Origin of the sequence: Sphingopyxis sp. H050, assembly GCF_001468265.1 — a bacterium.
Classification (GTDB): Bacteria; Pseudomonadota; Alphaproteobacteria; order Sphingomonadales; family Sphingomonadaceae; genus Sphingopyxis.
The window spans coordinates 416,341-436,033 of record NZ_LNRZ01000002.1 but is presented as its reverse complement, the minus strand read 5'-3'; the positions used below and the strand labels follow the sequence as shown (position 1 = coordinate 436,033).

The following is a 19,693-nucleotide window of genomic DNA, read 5'->3' as shown; positions in this document are numbered from 1 at the left end:
AAGCCCACCGAGGCGCATGAGGATCGAGCATTAGCGTCATGACGTCATCGGATGCGTTTCCATCATCGGCGTTCCCATGAGCGAAGACAGGGCTCCGCCACCGCGCCGGCGGCGCATCCGAAAGATATTCTTCAAGAAGCGCTGGCTCACGGCGGGCGCGGTCGTTGTGCTGGTGGGGGCGTCATGGCTGGCGCGCGAACCGATTGCCGACCGCGTCCTCCGCGATCAGTTCGCCAGCCGCGACATTCCCGCGACATATACGATCGATTCGATCGGCATTCACTCGGAGCGATTGTCGAACGTCGTCATCGGCGACCCGCGGCGCCCGGATCTGACCGCGAAGCATCTCGAAGTGTTGATCGGTTATGGCTGGTCCGGGCCTTATGTTTCTGGCGTACGTGCCGATGGCGTACGACTCTACGGCCGCTTCATTGACGGTCAGCTGTCGTTGGGCTCGCTCGACAAATTCCGCGATCCGACCGACACGACGCCCTTCGCCTTGCCCGACCTGTGGGTGCATCTCACAGACGGGCGGGCGCGCGTGGATACGCCGTGGGGCAATTTGGGGGCGGTGCTCGCCGGCAGCGGCAACCTGCGCCGCGACTTCACCGGCAAGCTCGGCATGGTCGCGCCCGCCATTGCCGCCGCCGGATGCAGCGGCCGCGACATCAGCTTCTATGGGACAGTTGAGGTCCGCAATATAAAGCCCCGCGTCACCGGGCCGTTGCGCGGCGACGCTATCACCTGCGACGGCTTTACAGCCGTGTCGCCGCAGATCGCGCTCGACGTTGCATTCGCCGAGAATCTAAAGCGATGGGACGGATCGGCCAACGCCAGCCTGCGTTCGCTGTCCAGCGGCAGCTTTGCGGCCGATCGCCTGGGCGTAGCGGCGCGTTTCGCCGGAACGGCGGCGCAGACCAACCTCGACCTCAGCGCCGACATGGCGCGCCTTGCGGTCACCGATTTCGTGGCGCAGTCGGTCAATCTCGAAGCCAAAGCCCGCGTCGGCGACAAGGCGCCCTCGGCCGAAGGCAGTTTCCGCTTTGCGCGCGCCAGCGGCAGCGCCGCGCTGCGGCGTTCGATTGCCGACAGCGCCAAGGGCCTCGAGGGCTCGCCGTTCGGGCCGCTTGCCAATCGCGCCACCGCAGCCGCCGCGCGCATGCTGGGCGATGCCGGTGGCAAAACGGATTTCATTTTGAAAGGCGCGGGCAGGAACGCTCGCGTCGAGTTTGCAGCCCTCGAACTTACCAGCGCAAGCGGCGCACGCCTGACCAGCAGCGCCGACAGCCGCCTGACCTATATCTTCGGCATGGATCAGCCCGCGGTGCTCGCCACCGGGCGCTGGAGCTTCGGCGGCGGCGATCTGCCGTCGGGATCGATCGCGCTCGATCGCGACGCCGATGGGGTCCTGTCGGGCGAGGCAAGCTTTGATACATACGAAGCGGGCGGCGCACGGCTTGCGCTTGCGCCGACCCGCTTCTCCGGCGGTGGGCGGAGCAGCATCCTGCGCTTTGTGACCCGCGCCGAGCTGTCCGGGCCGCTAGCGGGCGGGCGCGTCGATGGCCTCAGCATTCCGCTCGCCGGGGCACTGGCGCCGACCGGCACTCTCGCGCTCAATGGCGGCTGCACCCGCGTTGGCATCGACCGGATCGCGGTGTCGGGTTTCCGGCTCGGCCGCACCGGCGTCGACCTGTGCAGCCGGCCCGGTGCGCCCCTGCTGAGCGCCGGGCCAGGCGGACTGCGCGGGTTCGTGCGCGTGCCGGGCCTGCGCCTGCGCGGGACGAGCGGATCGTCCCCCTTCGCCTTCGACGCCCGCAACGCCGAAATCGACCTCGCATCGCTGCGCTGGACAGCGGCGCTGGTCGATGTACGGCTGGGGCAGGGCGACAGCGTGACGCGCTTCGCCGCCCAGCGAATCACGGGCCGAAAGGCTGCGCAGGGGATGGCTGGCGAACTGACGAGCGCAAACGGGAAAATCGGGGCGGTCCCGCTGAACATGGACGAAATCGCAGGCCAGTGGCGCTTTGCGAAGGGCGTGCTGACGCTCGACGGAGGCCTGACACTGACCGATTCGGCCCCCGTCGCCCGCTTCCAGCCGCTCGTCAGCAGCAATGCCTCGCTGCGCTTCGCCGACGGCGTCATCGATGCGGCCGCGGGCTTCCAGGAACGCGAGACCGGAACCAAGATCCTCGACACGGTGATCCGTCACCACCTGGGCGAAGGCGCCGGTTCGGCCGATCTGTTCGTCCGTGAGCTTCGCTTCAATGACGGTTTTCAGCCCGATCAGCTGACATCTCTTGCGCTCGGCGTTGTCGCGAACGTCCAGGGATCGGTGGTCGGCGACGGCCATATCGACTGGTCGCCGGCAGGCGTGACGAGCCGCGGTACCTTTGCGACCGCCAACACCAACCTCGCGGCGGCATTCGGTCCGGTCACCGGGCTGACGACGACGATCATGTTCGACGACCTGATCGGGCTGCGCACGGGGCCGGGGCAGAAGGCGCAGATCAAGGAGATCAATCCGGGCATTCCGGTGGTCGACGGCGAGATCGAATACAGGCTGCTTGGCGACAACCGCGTTCAGGTCGAGGGCGGACGCTGGCCGTTCGCGGGCGGAGAGCTGCTGCTTCATCCGACGACGCTCGACTTCAACGCCGATCAGCCGCGGCGGCTCACCTTCGACCTCGTCGGGGTCGAGGCAGCGGTGTTCCTCCAGAATTTCGGCTTCGACAATATCAACGCGACCGGCAAGTTCGATGGGACGCTTCCCGTTGTCTTCGACGGTCTCGGCGGGCGGATAGAGAACGGCCGCATCGACGCCCGCAATGGCGGCGGCACGCTCGCCTATGTCGGCGAATTGTCGAACCATAACCTCGGCGCGATCGCCAATTTTGCCTTTGGCGCGCTACGCAGCCTCAAATATGACGATCTCTCGATCATCCTGAACGGGAATCTGGACGGCGAGATGGTGACCGATATTCGCTTCGGCGGCATAGGGCAGGGCGAGGGGGCCACCCGTAACTTCCTGACCAACCAGATCGCCAAGATCCCGCTGGTGTTCAATGTGAAGGTCAAGGGACCGTTCCGTCAGCTCGTGACATCGGCCAAGGGGCTCTACGACCCGACAGTCTGGATCGAGCAGAATTTGAATCAGCTCATTCAACAGCAAGAAGCCGCGACATCCGGCGCAGCCACCGTTCAGCCCCCAGAAAGCGAGCCCGTGCGATGAAGACCAGGAAGAATGGAGCGAGGAGGCCAGGTATCGGTGTTCGGTGCGCGGCGGTGATCATGGGAACAGCGGCGCTTGCCGGCTGCGTCCAGATCGACACCCCCGACAAGCCAATCGAGATCAACCTGAACATCAACATCCGGCAGGAAATCGTGTACAAGCTGGATGGCGACGCCAAGAGGCTCATTGAGCAGAATAGCGAAATATTCTGACGAGGTAGGAACGACGATGGTAAAAAAGTTGAAACCGGCAGGATGGGCGATGGCCGCTATTGCGGTCACGGCAGCGGTTGCGATCGCCGTACCCCCGGCGATGGCGCAGCGCGATCCTGCTTATGAAGCCGCCCGCTCGGGCGGCCTTATCGGCGAGCAGCCCGACGGCTATCTGGGCTTCGTATCGAGCCCGACCCCGGCGGTGCGCGACATCGTCAGCGACATCAATATCAAGCGCAAGGCGGCTTATACCAGCGGCGCGCCGGCTGGCAGCACTGTCGAGCAATTCGCCTTCATCACCGGGTGCAACCTGATTTTGAAGACGAGGCCGGGGGAGAAATACAAGACCCCCGACGGCCGCTGGCTGACCCGCGACAGCGGGCCGCCCGAACGCGACAGCCGCTGCCCCTGATCGGCGATAATCATACCGGCCTTTCGGGGCCGACCATGCCGCCGCGCCCCTAAACGCGGCGGCATTTTTGTGCGCCCGCGAAAAGACTGATGCCGCGCATGGCGCAGGCATTGACTTAATCTGGCGTCGTTCCTAAACGGGCCGCGCCTTAGGGGTCCCCCGAATTTTCGGGCCTTTTTTCGCAAGCTGAATCGGAATATTCCGGTTTTGTTTCAGGAGGATGGCGCAGATGACGGGGAACGGCAGCGATCCGGAACTTGGCTCGGAGGATTCGCGCCTGGTCTCGCTCGAAGAGCGATTGGACCGGGCCGAAGCCGCAGAAGCGAAGCGGACCGCGGTGAACGCCGGACCGGAATCCGATGCCAATTACCGGCTCGGCAACCGCGTTCTGGCCGAATTGCTGGGCGGATTGATCGGGGGCGGCCTGTTTGGCTGGCTGATTGATCGCTTCGCCGGCACGTCGCCCTGGGGTCTGTTGGTGATGCTGTTCCTGGGGATCGTTGTGGCGTTCCGGAACATCATTCGCCTGACATCGACGCCCCGCAAATAGCGGGTCGCAAATGGAAATTTCCGCGGGACGGCCGAATGCGCCGCCCCGCAATGCGCGTGGAGTGAAGAGTGGCGGCGGAATCCGGCAAGATCGACCCGATGCACCAGTTCGAAGTGACCCCGCTTGGTGGCGGGTTCAACCTCGGCGGGCACGAAGTCCTGTTCACCAACAGCGCGCTGTGGATGGTGATCGCGGCGGTCGCCCTCGGCATCTTCATGTGGGGCGGCATGCGCCGCCAGCTCGTGCCCGGCCGCTGGCAGGCCGCCGTCGAAGGCTTCACCGGCTTCATTTCGAGCATGATGATGGCGAATATCGGCACCGAGGGCCGCAAATATACGCCCTACGTCTTCTCGCTGTTCATGTTCATCCTCTTCTGCAACCTGCTCGGCATGCTGCCGCTCGGGGTGCTTGGGGTGCATCCCTTTACCGTCACGAGCCATATCGCGATCACCGGTGTTCTCGCTCTGCTGTCTTTCTCGATCGTTCTCGTCGTCGGCTTCTGGCGCCACGGTCTGCACTTTTTCTCGCTCTTCGTGCCGCATGGCACGCCGCTGCCGATGATCCCCTTTATCGCGGTGATCGAGTTCATTTCGTTCATGATCCGCCCCTTCAGCCTCGGCCTGCGTCTCTTCGTCGCGATGACCGCCGGTCACGTCTTGTTGAAGGTGCTGTCGGGCTTCGTGATCAACGGCTTCAACGCCGACAATATCGTCATCGGCTCGGTCGTATCGGTGCTCAGCTTCACCCTGATGATTGGCATCAGCGCGCTCGAACTGCTCGTCGCCGGCATCCAGGCCTATGTTTTCGCCCTGTTGACCTCGCTGTACATCAACGACGCGGTCAACCTTCACTAATTTCGTTTGATGATAAACGGTTACACCAAGGAGTAGTATAATGGACGCAGAAGCAGCAAAGCTGATCGGTGCAGGTCTCGCCGCCATCGGTGCCGGCATGGCCGCCATCGGCGTGGGTAATGTCTTCGGCAGCTTCCTCGAAAGCGCGCTGCGCAACCCTGCAGCCGCCGACGGCCAGCAGGGTCGCCTCTTCATCGGCTTCGCCGCAGCCGAGCTTCTCGGCCTGCTGGCGTTCGTCGTTGCGATGATCCTGCTCTTCGTCGTCTGATTTCGACGAGCCGGTGACGCCGGTCTCCCCGCGAGGCCGGCTGCACCATCTGCAGGTTTTAAATTTTAGGGTTCGCCTTCCATGCCCCAGATAGCCCAGCTCACCGCTGACAATTGGTATCTTGCCTCGCAGCTCTTCTGGCTGCTGGTCGTGTTCGCCGGCATTTATGTCGTGATCGGCCGCGGCATGCTGCCCAAGATCGAAGCGACGGTGGACGCGCGCGACCGCAAGGTTGCCGACGATCTGGCGGCGGCGAAGGCGGCCCATGCAGCCGCCGACAACCTCGAGGAAAGCTACCGCCAGCAAAGCGACGCGAGCCGCGCCGCCGCGCAGAAGGCGGTTGCCGATGCGAAGGACAAGGCGGCGAAAGACGCCGAAAAGCGTCTCGCCAAGATCGACGCCGAGCTTGGTGAGAAGCTGGCCGCGGCGGAAGCCGAGGTCGCCGCTGCCCGCAAGTCGGCGATGGCCGAAATCGAATCGGTCGCCGCGGAGGCAGCAAGCGAACTCGTCGCCAAACTGTCGGGTGCTAAGGTCGCGACGGCGGACGCCAAGGCGGCGGTAAAGGCGGTGCTTCATGGCTGATGTCCTGTTTCTCCTGGCCGAAGCGGCTGGCGAAGCGCATGCGGAACCGACCGCGTTCGGCCTGAACGCGACCGTCTGGGTCTCGATCGCCATGCTGGCGTTCATCGGCATCCTGCTGTGGAAGAAGGTGCCGGCGGCGATAACCGCCATGCTCGACAACAAGATTGCCGAGATTTCGAAGCAGTTGAAGGAAGCCGAACAGCTTCGTCTCGACGCGGAGTCGCTGAAGGCCGAATATGAAGCGAAGCTCGCGCGCGCCGCCAAGGAAGCCGACGAACTGCGCGCCCGCGCCGACGCCGAAGCCGAGGCGCTTGTCGCCAAAGCGAAGACAGATGCAACCGCTCTGATCGCGCGCCGCAAGCAGATGGCCGAGGACCGCATTGCCGCGGCCGAAGCCACAGCGCTCGCCGACGTCCGCACCGCGGCCGCCAAGGCGGCGACCGACGCCGCAGCCAGGCTGATTGCCGACAAACATGACGCCAAGGCCGACAAGGCGCTGGTTGATAGCGCGATCGCGGCAGTCACCAAGGGCTGAGCCCTCCGGCATCGCTGAAACAAGGCGCCCGCGGATTTCCGCGGGCGTTTTGCTTTTGGAGACTAGGGAATGGTGAGGCCGGCGACCCACGCCTTGGTGGCGGCGCATCGGTCCATCGCGCGCGCATAGGCTTCGCGGGCGGTGGTCCGGGCGACATAGGCGCGCTCGACGTCGCCCAAGGCATAGCCGATCGTGCGCTGGGCGAATTGCAAGGCGTAAGTCACGGAGATGTCGGCGGCGGTTAACCGGTCGCCAGCGATATAACGCGTCGTCGACAATTGGCGGCTGACGAGGCCGAGGCGGCTTTCAAATGTTTCATGCGCCCATTTGGTCGTCCAGTTCGCCCGCTCGCTCTCGGGCGCGAGGATGAGGGTGGCGACGATCGCGTTGATCGGGCCGGCCAGCCCCGCCTCGCCCATATGCAGAAACTGGAGGTAGGCGGGGAAGTCGGCGTCGCCCGGTGAAGGCGCAAGCGGGCCGGGGCCATGTCGCGCGAGCAGATATTCCATGATGGCGATCGACTCGACCATCACCGTATCGCCATCGACGATCGCTGGAATGAAGCCGGCGGGATTGATTGCCAGAAACTCGCTGTCGTTTTCGACTCCATCGAGCAGGTCGACCTGCCGCAGCCGGTACGCGAGCCCCATCTCTTCCAGCAGCCAGGCGACGCGAAACCCACGGCCCTCGCCATAAAGGGTGATCATCTGCACGATCCTCAGAACCGGATCATGATCCGCCGCGCGAGCGCTGGCGAGATGCTGTTCACCAGCTGCAATATCTTCACCATCCCGGCATTGACCTCCCGCTTGTCGCTCAGGATACCGCCGACGATCTCGGCGGCGCAATCATGCGCGCTCATCTTCTTGCCGCCGCGCGCCGCGGTCATGTTGGTTTCGACAACAGGCGGCAGCGCCTCGATCACGCGGACATTGCTGTCCTTCAAAAGGTGCCGGATCGCCTGTGTATAGCTGCGCAGCCCCGCCTTGGTCGCGCAATAGATCGACCCGCCGGCACGCGGCGCGATGGCGAGGCCGGACGTAACATTGACGATCGCCGCCTGCGGTTGCGCGCGCAATGTCGGCAGCAATCGTGTGCAGAGCGCGATCGGCGCATCGAGATTGGTGCGGATGCAATGCGCGGCGTTGTCGAGCGTCTCGGGCTTGTCGAGCTCATAGTCGCTGCCGACCCCGGCGTTGTTGACGAGCACCGCCAGTGGCTTGCCGACGACGCCGTTGACGACTGCATCGACGCCCGCCGACGTCGACAGATCGCCGGCAATCGTCCCGAAGCCGAGCGAGGCCATCGCCTGCAGCTTTTCCGCCGAGCGCCCGGTGACGATCACATCCGCGCCCGCGCCCTGCAATTGCAGCGCGATCTCGCGCCCGATCCCGTCGCTGCCGCCCGTAACCAGAGCAAGTTTGCCGCGAAGTTCCATAAGACCCCTCCCATGTTTTACCTCGTGCACTATGGCGGGTCGCATCGTCCTCGCCTACATGCAAAATCATGGTTCGTCCGAACGCTCCCGACCGATTCAACGAAGAGAAATCCGCCTATGTCGTCCGCGGCGACGGCGAGGGTGCCGACAAGCCCGACCTCGAACGCGGCGCCGAGGCGATCCGCGCGGTGGTGCGAAAGCTGCCGGTGCGACCCGGCGTCTATCGCATGCTCGATGCGCGCGGCGAGGTGCTGTACGTCGGCAAGGCGCGCGCGCTGAAGAACCGCGTCACCAATTACACGCAGGTCGCACGCCTGCCGCAGCGGCTGCAACGCATGGTCGCGCAGACGCGCGCGATGGAGATCGTCACCACGAACAGCGAGGCCGAGGCGCTGCTGCTCGAGGCGCAGCTAATCAAGCGCTATCGCCCGCCGTACAACGTGCTGTTGCGCGACGACAAAAGCTTTCCCTTTATCCTGCTGCGAACCGACCATGATTTTCCGCGCGTCCAGAAGCATCGCGGCGCGCGGCGCGCCAAAGGGCGCTACTATGGTCCGTTCGCGAGCGCCGGGTCGGTGGGCCGGACGCTCAACGCGCTGCAAAAAACTTTCTTGCTGAGAAGCTGCACCGACAGCTTCTTTTCCAATCGCTCGAGGCCGTGCCTGCTTTACCAAATCCGCCGCTGCTCGGCGCCATGCGTCGATCGCATCTCGAAAGAGGATTACGCCGGGCTGGTGAGCGATGCGCAGGACTTCCTCGAAGGCCGCTCGACTGCGGTGCAGAAGCGGCTCGGCGACGCCATGACCAAGGCGGCCGAGGCGATGGATTTCGAACAGGCAGCTGTGCTGCGCGACCGGCTGAAGTCGCTGACCTTCATCCAGGGCACGCAGTCGGTCCATGCCGACGGGCTCGGCGATGCCGACGTCTTCGCGCTCGCCGCCAAGGGCGGACAGCTCTGCATTGCAGGCTTTTTCATCCGCGGCGGACAGAATTGGGGGCATCGCAGCTTCTTTCCTGCGCATGTCGCCGGGGTGCCTGAGGGCGAAGTGCTCGAAAGCTTCCTGATGCAATTCTACGAAGGCGTGCCCCCGCCCAAGACGATCCTCGTCGACCGCGAGCCCGACGAGGCCGAATTGCTGGCCGAAGCCTTGAGCGAGATCGCCGGGCGCAAGGTCGAGATCAGCGTGCCGCAGCGCGGCAACCGCAAACGCCTGCTCGATCAGGCGGTGCGCAACGCGGGCGAGGAACTCGACCGGCGGCTCGCCGAGAGCAGCACGCAAGCGAAGCTCGGCCGTGAGCTTGCCGACCTGTTCGACCTCGACGAGGTGCCGAAGCGCATCGAGATCTACGACAACAGCCATATTCAGGGCACCAACGCGCTCGGCGCGATGGTCGTCGCGGGGCCCGAGGGCTGGATCAAGGGCGCGTATCGCAAGTTCAACATCAAGCGCGCCGAAACCCAGCCGGGCGACGATTTCGCGATGATGCGCGAGGTCTTCCAGCGCCGGTTCGCGCGCGCGATCGAAGAAGATCCTGAGCGCACCAAGGGTGAATGGCCCGACCTCGTTCTGATCGATGGCGGCAAGGGGCAGGTGTCGGCGGCAGGATCGGTGCTCGCTGAGCTTGGAATCGACGATCTACCCTATGTGGGCGTCGCCAAGGGACCCGATCGCAACGCCGGGCGCGAGACCTTCTACCTGCCCGACGGCCGCGAATTCACGCTGCCGACGAACAACGCCGTGCTCTTCTATATCCAGCGCTTGCGCGACGAAGCGCATCGCTTCGCCATCGGCGCGCACCGGCAAAAGCGTGCGAAGGCGATGGGATCGTCGCCGCTCGACGAGGTGCCGGGCATCGGTCCGGCGCGCAAGAAGGCGCTGCTGATGCACTTCGGCACCGCGCGCGCGATCCGCAGTGCGAGTCTGGAGGATCTGAAAAAGGCCCCCGGGGTCAGTGCAGGAGTCGCGCAGGCGGTCTATGATTTCTACAATCCGGGGAGCTGAATATCGCTTTGTCACCCCGGCGAAGGCCGGGATCTCTCCCTTGCATCAGGACGCATCGGCGAGACCCCGGGCTTCGCCGGGGTAACGAACCAGGAGGATAGCATATGGATTTCGCGGCAAGCATGCCGCTCGCGGGAACGCTGGGCGTCACCATCCATGAAGGCAGCACGGAGCGCGTCGCGGGCAAGCTGCCGGTACGACCCGAAATCTGCACCGCGGGCGGGATCGTCCATGGCGGCGCGATCATGGCCTTTGCCGACTGCCTCGGCGCCGTCGGCGCGTTCCTGACGCTGCCCGAGGGCGCGAGCGGGACGACGACGATCGAGAGCAAGACCAACTTTCTGGGCGGCGGCCCGGTCGGCACGATGCTTGTCGGCGAAGCGACCCCGGTGAAGATCGGCAAGCGGCTGTCGGTCTGGCAAACGCGCATCCGCACCGAAGAAGGCGCCGAGGTCGCGCTGGTGACGCAGACGCAGCTGGTGCTTTGGCCAGCCTGACCGCCGACGCCATCGTCTGCGCGGTCCGCGCGCATGGCGAGCATGGCGCAATCCTGCGCGCGCTGACGCAGGAGGCGGGGCTGGTCGCGGGCTATGTCCGTGGCGGCCGCTCGCGGCGGTTGCGTCCGATATTGATGCCAGGCAATTTGGTAGCGCTTGAGCTGCGTTCGCGGACCGAGGAGCAGCTGGCGGGAGCAACCGCAGAATTGCTGGCGAGCCGCGCGCCGCTGCTGGCCGAGCCGCTGGCGGTCGCGGCGATCGACTGGGTCACGAGCCTGACGGCGGCGACCTTGCCTGAAAGTCAGCCCTATCCGGCGCTCTACCGCGCTTTGTCGGCAGTGCTGGAGGCGATCGGGGTCGCAGCATCGGCACGCCAATGGGCGGCCGCCCTCGCGCGGTACGAACTGCTGCTGCTCGCCGAACTCGGCTTCGGCCTTAATCTGGAGGAGTGCGTCGCGACGGGTTCGCGCGACGATCTGGCGTTCGTCAGCCCGAAAACCGGCGCGGCCGTGAGCGGGGCGGCTGCGGCAGGGTATGAAGCGCGGATGTTCCCGCTCCCCGCTTTCCTGCACGGCGCGGATGCCAGCCCGTCGCTCGCCGAGGTGCTCGACGGCCTGACGATCACCGGCCATTTCCTCGACCGCGACGTCCTCGACGGCCGCAACCGCGACTTGGCTGGCGTAAGGGAAAGATTGGTTGGACGGCTGGGCAGGGCGGTTGCGTGACGCGCGGCCGCTGTCTAGAGCGGCAGCATCAAACCAAGGCCATCCGCCCCATTCCGTTTGTGCTGAGCTTGTCGAAGCACCGTCCTCCCCTCGACGGCGCCAGAAGAAAAGAGCGGCCCTTCGACAAGTTCAGGGCGAACGGTGCTTTTTAGACGGGAAAGGCATAGGCGTTGAAAATCCTGCTGTTGGCCGGCGACGGTATCGGTCCGGAGATCATGGCGGAGGCCGAAAAGGTCCTCGCGGCGCTCGCACTGCCGGTGACGCTTGACCGCGCGCTGGTCGGCGGGGTCGCCTATGAGACCACGGGCCATCCGCTGCCTCCCGAAACGCTCGCCAAGGCGAAGGCAGCCGACGCCATCCTCTTTGGCGCGGTCGGGGACCCGCGCTTCGATGCTGTCGAACGCCATCTTCGCCCCGAACAGGCAATCCTCGGCTTGCGGTCGGAACTCGGGCTGTTCGCCAATCTCCGCCCCGCCAAGCTGTTCGCGGGTCTCGAAGACAGCTCGGCGCTCCGGCCCGAAGTCGCCTCGGCGATCGACCTGCTGATCGTCCGTGAGCTCAACGGTGACGTCTATTTCGGCGAGAAGGGCACGCGCACGACCGCCAGCGGCGAACGCGAAGGCTATGACGTCATGTCGTACAGCGAGAGCGAAGTGCGCCGTATCGCCCATGTCGCGTTCAAGGCGGCGCAGGGCCGTCAGAAGCGGCTGTGTTCGGTCGACAAGGCGAATGTGCTCGAAACCTCGCAGCTCTGGCGCGATGTGGTGATCGAAGTTGCGAAGGATTATCCCGACGTCGCGCTCAACCACATGTATGTGGACAATGCCGCGATGCAGCTGGTGCGCAATCCGGGCCAGTTCGACGTCGTCGTGACGGGAAATCTGTTCGGGGACATCCTGTCCGACCAGGCATCGATGTGCGTTGGGTCGATCGGATTGCTCGCATCGGCATCCTTGAGCGAAGGCATGCAGGGGCTGTATGAGCCGATCCATGGCAGCGCGCCCGACATCGCCGGCAGGGGCGTCGCCAACCCGCTGGCGATGATCCTGTCGCTCGCCATGCTGCTCCGCCATTCGGGCGGCGACGAGACGAGCGCGGCGCGGATCGAGGCCGCGGTGGCGAAAATACTCGCCGACGGTTGCCGCGGCGCCGATCTTGGCGGAAACATGAGCACGACGGCCCTGGGTGACGCGGTCGTGGCGGCTTTGAACGGATAAGGCGATGAAGAAGACCACCGGTTTCGATCGCAGCAAGACGAAGAACTGGCATCCCGCGACCCAGGCGGTGCGCGGCGGCACTTGGCGCAGCGAGCATGGCGAGACGTCGGAGGCGCTGTTCCTCACCTCGGGCTACACCTACGACAGCGCCGAGGAAGTTGCGGCGCGCTTTGCCGGGGAGGCTCCCGGCATGACCTATTCGCGCTTGCAGAATCCAACTGTCGCGATGCTCGAGGAGCGCATCGCGCTGATGGAGGGCGCCGAGGCGTGCCGCGCGCAGGCGACCGGCATGGCGGCGATGACCACCGCTTTGCTGTGTCAGCTGTCGGCGGGCGACCATATCGTCGCGGCCAAGGCGGCGTTCGGCTCGTGCCGCTGGCTGATCGACAGCCTATGTCCGCGCTTCGCTATCGAGACCACTGTCGTCGACGGCCGCGACAATGATGCCTGGGAAAAGGCAATCAAGTCAAACACCAAAGTCTTCTTCTTCGAAACGCCTGCGAACCCGACGATGGACATCGTCGACCTGAAATTCGTGTGCGAGCTTGCTAGGGCGCATGGCATCACGACGGTCGTCGACAATGCTTTCGCGACCAGCGCGCTTCAACGGCCGCTCGATTTCGGGGCCGACGTGGTGGCGTATTCGGCGACAAAGCTGATGGACGGCCAGGGCCGCGTACTGGCTGGAGCTGTCTGCGGGACTGCGACGTTTATCGACGACGTGCTGTTGCCGTTCCAGCGCAACACCGGGCCGAACCTGTCGCCGTTCAATGCGTGGGTGGTGCTGAAGGGTCTCGAGACGCTCGACCTGCGCGCGCGACGCCAGTCGGAAAATGCGCTCGCCGTCGGGAAATTCGTCGAAAGCCGGGTGCCGAAAATCCTGCACCCCGGCCTTTCGAGCCATCCGCAGCATAATCTGGCGATGAGCCAGATGGAGGCGTGCGGCCCGATCTTCTCCTTCATTCTCGAAGACCGCGCGCAGGCGATGGCAATGCTCAACGCGCTCGAACTCGTCGATATCAGCAACAATATCGGCGATGCGGTCAGCCTGTGCTGCCATCCCGCATCGACCACCCACTATGGCGTTAGCGCCGAAGCCCGTGCCGATATGGGCGTGGTCGAGGGGATGCTGCGCATCAACATCGGGCTGGAAGATCCGCGCGACGTGATCGCCGATCTGGACCAGGCATTGACCAAGGTCGGGCTTTAGGCGACGCTATGGGCGTGATGATCGACTCCTTCTTTCCTTTTTCGGCCACCACGGGGGCGATCACCGTGCGGGTGTCGGTCAGCTACCTGCCCGAACAGTCGCATCCGGCGCTCGGCCGCTGGTTCTGGGCCTATCATGTCCGCGTCGAAAATCACGGCGAGGCCACCGCGCAACTGCTGACCCGTCATTGGCGGATCAGCGACGGCCGCGGACAGGTGAGCGAGGTCGAGGGCGAAGGTGTCGTCGGTGAACAACCGCTGATCCCGCCGGGCGGCGCTTTCGACTATGTTTCGGGTTGCCCGCTGCCGACCCCCGAGGGGTCGATGGTCGGTAGCTATACGATGGAGCTCGGCGACGGATCGCAGATCCTCGTCGCCATCCCGCATTTCCCGCTCGTGGCGCCTGCGACCGCGTCATGAAGCGCACGCACCTGCCCCTCAACGCGCTTCGCGTCTTCGATGCCGCTGCCCGGCATCTGAGCTTTACGCGCGCCGCCGACGAACTCGCGGTCACGCCTGCGGCGGTCGGGCAACAGATTCGCGCGCTCGAGGATATGCTCGGCGTCGTTCTCTTCCGCCGCACGCCGAAGGGGCTGGAGTTGACCGGAGAGGCCAATGCCGGCCTCGATGCGCTGCGCCAGGGTTTCCTGCAGTTCGAGGAGTCGGTGCGGGCGATGCAGGCGGGGCAGTCGTCGCAGTCGCTGACCATCGCCGCGCCGCGCGATCTGACCGCCAAATGGCTCGCTCCGCGGCTCGCGCGTTACAGCCAGCAGGCGCCCGACGTGCGTTTCACACTGGTATCGGCTGACGGCGGCATCGATTTTACCGAGGCGAATCTGGACCTGGCGATTTTCTGGACCGACGGGGCAGGGGAGCATGAGGGCGTGCCGCTGGCCGAGGCGACGATGGTCACCGTCGCGGGGCCGGGGAGCGAGAGCGATACGCTCATTGCCTGGCCCGGCTGCCCGGTCGATGAGGGCGAGCCGGCATTGCGGCTCGGCGATGCCGGTCTGGCCATCGATGCGGCCGCGAACGGACTGGGACAGGCGAATGTCCCCGCGATGCTCGCCGAGGCCGATATCGCCTCAGGCCGCGTGCGGCTGGTGCGTGAAGCCTTCGCCGTGAAGCGCGGCTATTGGCTCGTTGCGCCCACGCCGCAGTGGCGGCAGGCGAAGGTGAAGGCGCTCGTCGCGGCGCTGACGGCCTGATCGCCTATTTGGCCGCCAGATCGAGCAGTCGCGTCACCAACGAAGCAAAGTGATTGCTGTCAACATTGGCCGCCGGGTTGTTCCAGCTCGCGGTCACGACCATCCATTTGCTGTCCGATTTGCGCTGTCCGAGCAGGCTCATCGAGATGACGCCATTTTCCGAGCCGCCTTTATAACCAAGATAGCGCCACGGTTCGGCGGCGACCGGCCCCACGCCATTGTTGATTGCAAGCGCGGTCATCATCGGTTCCGATCCGCGCGCGCGAAGGTCGATCATCAGGCGGGCGATGTCGTTCGGCGACGAAAACCACTCCAGATCGTCCACAAACCGCGGTCCCTGCACAAAGCTGACGCCGTCAACATTGGCCAGAATCAGCCGTTCGCGGTTCCGGTCGATCAGCCTGCGCTGGTCGCGATCGTCACCCTTGATGAAAGCCTCGCGCAAATCGGCGAAATTATTGCCCTTGAGGGCGAATGCCTCGACGGTTGAGAGGAAGGGGATGTTGCGCGACGGATCGGCGTGCCCCGCGGCGCGCATCCGCGCTTCGATCGCGTCGCGACCAAGCAGGTGAAGCAGTGTATCGGCCGCGCCATTGTCGCTGACCGAAATCATCCAGTTTGCGAGGGTTTGCAGCGTGACGGGTGTGTCCTTCGGCCAGTTCGCGGTGGCCACCGACGAAAAGCTGAGGTGCGAGAGCGGCACGACATCGGCCCAGCGGCGCTTTCCCGCGGCGATCTGCGCCGCCAACTCGTCCAGAATATAGAGCTTGAACGTGGAGCCGACCGCGAATTGGCGGTCGGCATTGGCCCCGGCGATAGGCTTGACGGCCCGTTCGTCGATTTCGGCGACCAGAAAGCCTGTCTGGCCGGGCAGGGCGGCCAACTCGGCCGCAACCTGCGCAAGGCTGTCGTCTGCCATCGTGAAGCCCGTGAACCGCAATCCGGTGACGCGGGTATCCGGGGCCTTTCCCGCATCGAGCAGCACCGTCGCGACGCCTTTCTCGAAGCGAAGCTGGAGCGTTCCCGACTGGCCGTTGGGCGATAAGGCCCTCGCGACGGCCAGCGCCCGCCCATATCGCGCGAGCAGACCCTCACTCGTCGCCTTGAACTGGGCTTCGGGCAACGCAGTTTGAAAAGAGGGCGCAAAATAGTCCGTGAAAGCAATGTTGCCATTGATAACATCGGGCAATTGAGCGGCGCGTTCGTCGAAAGCGCTCGTGGCGGTCGCAGGGATTTCAGGGGTCTGCGCTGAAACGGCGAGGGGCGCCGCTAGGGCCAGCCATCCCGCCGCTACTGCAGCCTGCCATGTCCCACGCATCTCCGCCTCCTCAGGCGTCGATCGCCGCTTCATCGAGCGTCGCGGCATTCGCCTGGATGAACTGGAAGCGATGCTCGGGGTGCTTGCCCATCAGCCGGTCGACCAGATCCTTGACCTGATGCCGCTCCTCATATTCCTGCGGCAGCGTAACCCGAAGCAAACTGCGGGTTTGCGGGTCCATGGTCGTTTCCTTGAGCTGGTTCGGGTTCATCTCACCGAGCCCCTTGAACCGGCCCACCTCGACACGCTTGCTCTTGAAGACCGTTGCCTCGAGCTCGGCGCGATGCGCATCGTCGCGGGCATAGGCCGAGGTCGCGCCGGCGGTTAGCCGGTAAAGCGGAGGCTGTGCCAGGTAAACATGACCCTCGCGGACGATGTCGGGCATCTCCTGAAAGAAGAATGTCATCAAAAGCGTGGCAATGTGAGCGCCGTCAACATCGGCGTCGGTCATGATGACGATCTTTTCGTAGCGCAGCCGGTCGGCGTCGCAATCCTTGCGCATTCCGCACCCCAGCGCGAGCGCCAGATCGGCGATCTCCTGGTTGGCGCGGATCTTGTCGGCGCTGGCACTCGCCACATTCAGGATTTTACCGCGGATCGGCAGGATCGCCTGCGTCTTCCGGTCGCGCGCCTGCTTGGCGCTGCCCCCGGCGCTGTCGCCCTCAACGATAAATAATTCAGTGCCTTCTGGGCCATCATTCGCGCAGTCTGTCAGCTTTCCTGGTAGCCGCAGCTTGCGGCCGCTGGTCGCGGTTTTGCGCTTCACCTCACGCTCGGCCTTGCGCTTCAGGCGCTCGTCCATGCGCTCGAGGATCAGGCCAAGCAGCGCGCGGCCGCGGTCCATATTGTCCGACAGGAAATGGTCGAAATGATCGCGCACCGCATTTTCGGTAAGGCGGGTCGCTTCGGGGCTCGATAGCCGGTCCTTGGTCTGACTCTGGAACTGCGGATCGCGGATGAACACCGACAACATCATCTCGCCGCAGTTGAACACATCCTCGGCGGTGATTTGCGCGGCCTTCTTCTGCCCGATCAGTTCACCGAACGCGCGCAGACCCTTGGTGAGCGCCGAGCGCAGCCCGGCCTCGTGCGTGCCGCCCGCGGGGGTGGGGATGGTGTTGCAATACCAGCTATAGTTGCCGTCCGACCACAGCGGCCAGGCGATCGCCCATTCAGCCCGCCCCTGATCGCCCGGAAAATCCTGTCGTCCGACGAAGGGCTCGGCGGTCGCGCATTCTCGGCTGCCGATCTGTTCCTTCAGGTGATCGGCAAGGCCGCCGGGAAACTGGAACACCGCTTCGGCGGGGGTATCGTCGCCGATCAGTTCGGGCGCGCATTTCCAGCGGATCTCGACGCCGGCAAACAAATAGGCCTTGGATCGCGCCATGCGATAGAGGCGCTGCGGCTTGAACCGCCCGTGCTCCCCGAAGATCGCAGCGTCGGGAATGAAGGAGACGCTGGTGCCACGGCGGTTCGGCGTGGGACCCAGCTCCTCGAGCGGGCCTTGCGGCGCGCCCTGAGAAAAAGTTTGGCGATACAGCTGCTTGGAGCGCGCAACTTCGATAACGGTTTCAATCGACAGCGCGTTGACTACGCTGACGCCGACACCGTGCAAGCCACCGGAGGTGGCATAGGCCTTGCCCTCGAACTTGCCGCCCGAGTGGAGCATCGTCATGATAACTTCGAGCGCCGATTTTCCGGGGAATTTCGGGTGCGGATCGACCGGCATGCCGCGGCCATTGTCGACGACGGTCAAGCGATTGCCGACGTCGAGGGTGATTTCGATGCGCGTCGCATGGCCGGCGACCGCTTCGTCCATGCTGTTGTCGATGACTTCGGCCGCCAGATGGTGCAGCGCGCGTTCGTCGGTGCCGCCGATGTACATCCCTGGGCGACGGCGGACGGGTTCGAGGCCCTCCAGCACCTCGATCTGCGAGGCGTTATAGCTGTCGGCTGCGGGCTGGCTGCCCTCGAACAAATCGTGACTCATGATCAGGCTATACGGGGCCGGAAAGGCCGCTGGCAAGCGCGGTTTTGGGGTCCGGCGCCCCACTCCACTCGTCCTGTTTTAGCCACGCGAAGGAACCTGGAAGAAATCCGGGTGTTTCGGCGTTGACTGTAAAGTCATTCAAAAAGTGGAGAAACATAATGAAATTCGCAGCTCTCCTCGCCGCTTCGGCGGCTTCCTTGCTGGCCGCGCCTGCCATCGCGCAGGATAATCGCGATACCTCCGGCGACTTCGACGGTCCGTACATCAGCATCGGCGCCGGCGGTACGATCCAAGGCAATGACCGAGGATCGACTTTGCTCTTCGACACCAACCGCGACGGCACCTATGGCGACACCGTCAATACGGCGGCAGGCGCCAACGCCTTCTCACCCGGCTTTTGTAACGGCGCCGCAACCAGCACCGCCAACCTTAGCTGCCGCAACGACAAGGATGGTCCGGAATATTTCGGCCGCCTCGGTTTTGACAAGCGGATGGGCAATTTTGTCGTCGGCGCCCTCATCGAGGGTGGCCGTAGCGAAGCCCGCGACAGCGTCAGCGGTTTTTCAACCACGCCGGCCAGCTACACGATGAGCCGCGAGGCCGATTACCAAGCTAGTGCCCGTCTGCGCCTCGGTTACACGCCCGGCGGCGGCGCGCTCTTCTATGTGACCGGCGGCGGCGCCTATGCAAAGCTGGACAACCGGTTCACGACGACCAACACCGCAAACAGCTTCGCCGACAACGGCCGTACAAACGCTTGGGGCTATGCTGCCGGCGGCGGCGCCGAACTGATGGTGACGAACAACATCGGGATCGGGCTCGAATATCTCTACACCGACGTCAAGGACAATGACTACACGGTCAACGTCGGCCCCGGCACGGCGGCGCCGACCAATCCGTTCCTGCTCAACGGCGGGGGAACGGACATCAAGCGCAGCGATCCGAACTTTCGCACGCACAGCATCCGCGGAACGGTCAGCTTTCGCTTCTGACCTCTCTCGGGAGCGAAAAGGAGGGCGTCGGGTCGCAAGACCCGGCGCCTTTCGCCTATGCAGCGGGGGCAGGGAAGATAGCGAAATTGCCGTTCGCACTGCTGACCAGACGATCGTGCTGATAGAGACGCGCGTCGATATTGGCGATCCGCTTGCCCCGATGCACGACGGTCGCCTCGCAGGTCAGCCGCCCCTCAACCACGCGCGCGTGGTAATTGAACTTGATCTCGAGCGTCGCGCACCAAAGATCCTCGGGCAGCAGGCTGGTAAGCGCGCCGCCCATCGCCGAATCCGCCAGCGAGTAGGCGACGCCGCCATGCGCGGCGCCTTGCGGGCTGAAATGTTGCGCCCTTTCGATATCGATCGCCATCACGCAGCGGCCGTCGCCGCGCTCGACCATCTGCAGGCCGAGCGCTTGGGCAAAGGGGAAGTCCTGCGCGAAAGCCCTCAACGC

At 64.7% G+C, this 19,693-nt stretch carries 21 protein-coding genes; 16 read left to right on the top strand and 5 right to left on the bottom strand.

The features are described from left to right. The first annotated feature begins 76 nt into the window (after positions 1 to 76). The 8 genes from ATE67_RS05210 to ATE67_RS05175 all read left to right on the top strand — a co-directional run bounded on the left by ATE67_RS05210 (position 77) and on the right by ATE67_RS05175 (position 6,642). Positions 77 to 3,229, top strand: a complete 3,153-nt coding sequence (locus ATE67_RS05210) for a YdbH domain-containing protein (RefSeq protein ID WP_058815556.1) — start codon at positions 77 to 79, stop codon at positions 3,227 to 3,229. Further along, positions 3,226 to 3,441: a YnbE family lipoprotein gene (locus tag ATE67_RS05205; RefSeq protein WP_058815555.1), complete on the top strand. Its 216-nt coding sequence runs from the start codon at positions 3,226 to 3,228 to the stop codon at positions 3,439 to 3,441. The genes ATE67_RS05210 and ATE67_RS05205 overlap by 4 nt, the downstream gene beginning before the upstream one ends. 49 nt (positions 3,442 to 3,490) lie before the next feature. Beyond that, positions 3,491 to 3,853 carry a YdbL family protein gene (locus ATE67_RS05200; RefSeq protein WP_058815554.1) on the top strand — a complete coding sequence of 121 codons (363 nt, stop codon included), beginning with the start codon at positions 3,491 to 3,493 and terminating at the stop codon, positions 3,851 to 3,853. 229 nt (positions 3,854 to 4,082) lie between these two features. Beyond that, entirely contained in the window at positions 4,083 to 4,403 is a 321-nt protein-coding gene (locus ATE67_RS05195; RefSeq protein ID WP_058815854.1) for an AtpZ/AtpI family protein, read from the top strand. Between the two features lie 68 nt (positions 4,404 to 4,471). After that, a complete protein-coding gene (locus ATE67_RS05190) occupies positions 4,472 to 5,257 on the top strand; it encodes a F0F1 ATP synthase subunit A (protein ID WP_058815553.1) in 786 nt (261 codons plus the stop codon). A 40-nt stretch (positions 5,258 to 5,297) separates the two neighbouring features. After that, the gene (locus ATE67_RS05185; RefSeq protein ID WP_003044110.1) at positions 5,298 to 5,525 is read left to right on the top strand and encodes a F0F1 ATP synthase subunit C; all 228 of its coding nucleotides are present in this window, start codon (positions 5,298 to 5,300) and stop codon (positions 5,523 to 5,525) included. A gap of 81 nt (positions 5,526 to 5,606) precedes the next feature. Next, positions 5,607 to 6,107, top strand: a complete 501-nt coding sequence (locus ATE67_RS05180; RefSeq protein ID WP_058815552.1) for a F0F1 ATP synthase subunit B family protein — start codon at positions 5,607 to 5,609, stop codon at positions 6,105 to 6,107. Beyond that, positions 6,100 to 6,642, top strand: a complete 543-nt coding sequence (locus ATE67_RS05175; protein WP_058815551.1) for a F0F1 ATP synthase subunit B family protein — start codon at positions 6,100 to 6,102, stop codon at positions 6,640 to 6,642. Before ATE67_RS05180 ends, ATE67_RS05175 begins: the two co-directional genes overlap by 8 nt. Positions 6,643 to 6,704: 62 nt before the next feature. On the opposite strand, the gene ATE67_RS05170 is transcribed toward ATE67_RS05175, so the two are convergent. Continuing rightward, positions 6,705 to 7,349, bottom strand: a complete 645-nt coding sequence (locus tag ATE67_RS05170) for a glutathione S-transferase family protein (protein ID WP_058815550.1) — start codon at positions 7,347 to 7,349, stop codon at positions 6,705 to 6,707. 11 nt (positions 7,350 to 7,360) lie between these two features. Beyond that, positions 7,361 to 8,080 (bottom strand): SDR family oxidoreductase, encoded by a 720-nt coding sequence (locus ATE67_RS05165; protein WP_058815549.1) that lies wholly within the window; start codon positions 8,078 to 8,080, stop codon positions 7,361 to 7,363. Positions 8,081 to 8,148: 68 nt separating this feature from the next. On the opposite strand from ATE67_RS05165, the gene uvrC reads away from it, so the two are divergent. The 7 genes from uvrC (at position 8,149) to ATE67_RS05130 (ending at position 14,939) form a co-directional block, all read left to right on the top strand. Continuing rightward, positions 8,149 to 10,083 (top strand): excinuclease ABC subunit UvrC, encoded by a 1,935-nt coding sequence (uvrC, locus tag ATE67_RS05160; RefSeq protein ID WP_058815548.1) that lies wholly within the window; start codon positions 8,149 to 8,151, stop codon positions 10,081 to 10,083. A gap of 104 nt (positions 10,084 to 10,187) precedes the next feature. After that, entirely contained in the window at positions 10,188 to 10,580 is a 393-nt protein-coding gene (locus ATE67_RS05155) for a PaaI family thioesterase (protein ID WP_058815547.1), read from the top strand. Continuing rightward, positions 10,568 to 11,305, top strand: a complete 738-nt coding sequence (gene recO / locus ATE67_RS05150; RefSeq protein WP_058815546.1) for a DNA repair protein RecO — start codon at positions 10,568 to 10,570, stop codon at positions 11,303 to 11,305. Before ATE67_RS05155 ends, recO begins: the two co-directional genes overlap by 13 nt. 170 nt (positions 11,306 to 11,475) lie before the next feature. After that, positions 11,476 to 12,522, top strand: a complete 1,047-nt coding sequence (gene leuB, locus ATE67_RS05145; protein ID WP_058815545.1) for a 3-isopropylmalate dehydrogenase — start codon at positions 11,476 to 11,478, stop codon at positions 12,520 to 12,522. A 4-nt stretch (positions 12,523 to 12,526) separates the two neighbouring features. Then, a complete protein-coding gene (locus tag ATE67_RS05140) occupies positions 12,527 to 13,732 on the top strand; it encodes a trans-sulfuration enzyme family protein (protein WP_058815544.1) in 1,206 nt (401 codons plus the stop codon). Between the two features lie 17 nt (positions 13,733 to 13,749). Then, positions 13,750 to 14,151 (top strand): Co2+/Mg2+ efflux protein ApaG, encoded by a 402-nt coding sequence (gene apaG, locus ATE67_RS05135; RefSeq protein ID WP_082660230.1) that lies wholly within the window; start codon positions 13,750 to 13,752, stop codon positions 14,149 to 14,151. After that, the gene (locus ATE67_RS05130; RefSeq protein ID WP_058815542.1) at positions 14,148 to 14,939 is read left to right on the top strand and encodes a LysR substrate-binding domain-containing protein; all 792 of its coding nucleotides are present in this window, start codon (positions 14,148 to 14,150) and stop codon (positions 14,937 to 14,939) included. Before apaG ends, ATE67_RS05130 begins: the two co-directional genes overlap by 4 nt. 4 nt (positions 14,940 to 14,943) lie before the next feature. Here the strand turns inward: ATE67_RS05130 and ATE67_RS05125 are convergent, their stop codons facing one another. Both ATE67_RS05125 and parE read right to left on the bottom strand, forming a co-directional pair. Then, positions 14,944 to 16,062 (bottom strand): serine hydrolase, encoded by a 1,119-nt coding sequence (locus ATE67_RS05125; protein WP_231728054.1) that lies wholly within the window; start codon positions 16,060 to 16,062, stop codon positions 14,944 to 14,946. A gap of 205 nt (positions 16,063 to 16,267) precedes the next feature. Continuing rightward, positions 16,268 to 18,247: a DNA topoisomerase IV subunit B gene (gene parE / locus ATE67_RS05120; protein WP_058815540.1), complete on the bottom strand. Its 1,980-nt coding sequence runs from the start codon at positions 18,245 to 18,247 to the stop codon at positions 16,268 to 16,270. Positions 18,248 to 18,405: 158 nt separating this feature from the next. Between parE and ATE67_RS05115 the strand changes: the two genes are divergently transcribed. Further along, on the top strand, positions 18,406 to 19,239 hold the full coding sequence (locus ATE67_RS05115; RefSeq protein WP_058815539.1) for an outer membrane protein: 834 nt from the start codon (positions 18,406 to 18,408) through the stop codon (positions 19,237 to 19,239). A 55-nt stretch (positions 19,240 to 19,294) separates the two neighbouring features. On the opposite strand, the gene ATE67_RS05110 is transcribed toward ATE67_RS05115, so the two are convergent. Continuing rightward, positions 19,295 to 19,690: a PaaI family thioesterase gene (locus ATE67_RS05110; protein WP_058815853.1), complete on the bottom strand. Its 396-nt coding sequence runs from the start codon at positions 19,688 to 19,690 to the stop codon at positions 19,295 to 19,297. Positions 19,691 to 19,693: the final 3 nt, after the last annotated feature.

What these genes read in the sequence shown, in the direction of transcription:
- ATE67_RS05200 (WP_058815554.1), top strand. Translation starts at nt 3,491, where the DNA reads ATGGCCGCTATTGCGGTCACGGCAGCGGTTGCGATCGCCGTACCCCCG.
- ATE67_RS05210 (WP_058815556.1), top strand. Translation starts at nt 77, where the DNA reads ATGAGCGAAGACAGGGCTCCGCCACCGCGCCGGCGGCGCATCCGAAAG.
- apaG (WP_082660230.1), top strand. Translation starts at nt 13,750, where the DNA reads ATGATCGACTCCTTCTTTCCTTTTTCGGCCACCACGGGGGCGATCACC.
- ATE67_RS05205 (WP_058815555.1), top strand. Translation starts at nt 3,226, where the DNA reads ATGAAGACCAGGAAGAATGGAGCGAGGAGGCCAGGTATCGGTGTTCGG.
- ATE67_RS05130 (WP_058815542.1), top strand. Translation starts at nt 14,148, where the DNA reads ATGAAGCGCACGCACCTGCCCCTCAACGCGCTTCGCGTCTTCGATGCC.
- ATE67_RS05115 (WP_058815539.1), top strand. Translation starts at nt 18,406, where the DNA reads ATGAAATTCGCAGCTCTCCTCGCCGCTTCGGCGGCTTCCTTGCTGGCC.
- ATE67_RS05165 (WP_058815549.1), bottom strand. Translation starts at nt 8,080, where the DNA reads ATGGAACTTCGCGGCAAACTTGCTCTGGTTACGGGCGGCAGCGACGGG.
- ATE67_RS05170 (WP_058815550.1), bottom strand. Translation starts at nt 7,349, where the DNA reads ATGATCACCCTTTATGGCGAGGGCCGTGGGTTTCGCGTCGCCTGGCTG.
- ATE67_RS05175 (WP_058815551.1), top strand. Translation starts at nt 6,100, where the DNA reads ATGGCTGATGTCCTGTTTCTCCTGGCCGAAGCGGCTGGCGAAGCGCAT.
- ATE67_RS05180 (WP_058815552.1), top strand. Translation starts at nt 5,607, where the DNA reads ATGCCCCAGATAGCCCAGCTCACCGCTGACAATTGGTATCTTGCCTCG.
- ATE67_RS05185 (WP_003044110.1), top strand. Translation starts at nt 5,298, where the DNA reads ATGGACGCAGAAGCAGCAAAGCTGATCGGTGCAGGTCTCGCCGCCATC.
- ATE67_RS05195 (WP_058815854.1), top strand. Translation starts at nt 4,083, where the DNA reads ATGACGGGGAACGGCAGCGATCCGGAACTTGGCTCGGAGGATTCGCGC.
- parE (WP_058815540.1), bottom strand. Translation starts at nt 18,247, where the DNA reads ATGAGTCACGATTTGTTCGAGGGCAGCCAGCCCGCAGCCGACAGCTAT.
- ATE67_RS05155 (WP_058815547.1), top strand. Translation starts at nt 10,188, where the DNA reads ATGGATTTCGCGGCAAGCATGCCGCTCGCGGGAACGCTGGGCGTCACC.
- ATE67_RS05140 (WP_058815544.1), top strand. Translation starts at nt 12,527, where the DNA reads ATGAAGAAGACCACCGGTTTCGATCGCAGCAAGACGAAGAACTGGCAT.
- uvrC (WP_058815548.1), top strand. Translation starts at nt 8,149, where the DNA reads ATGGTTCGTCCGAACGCTCCCGACCGATTCAACGAAGAGAAATCCGCC.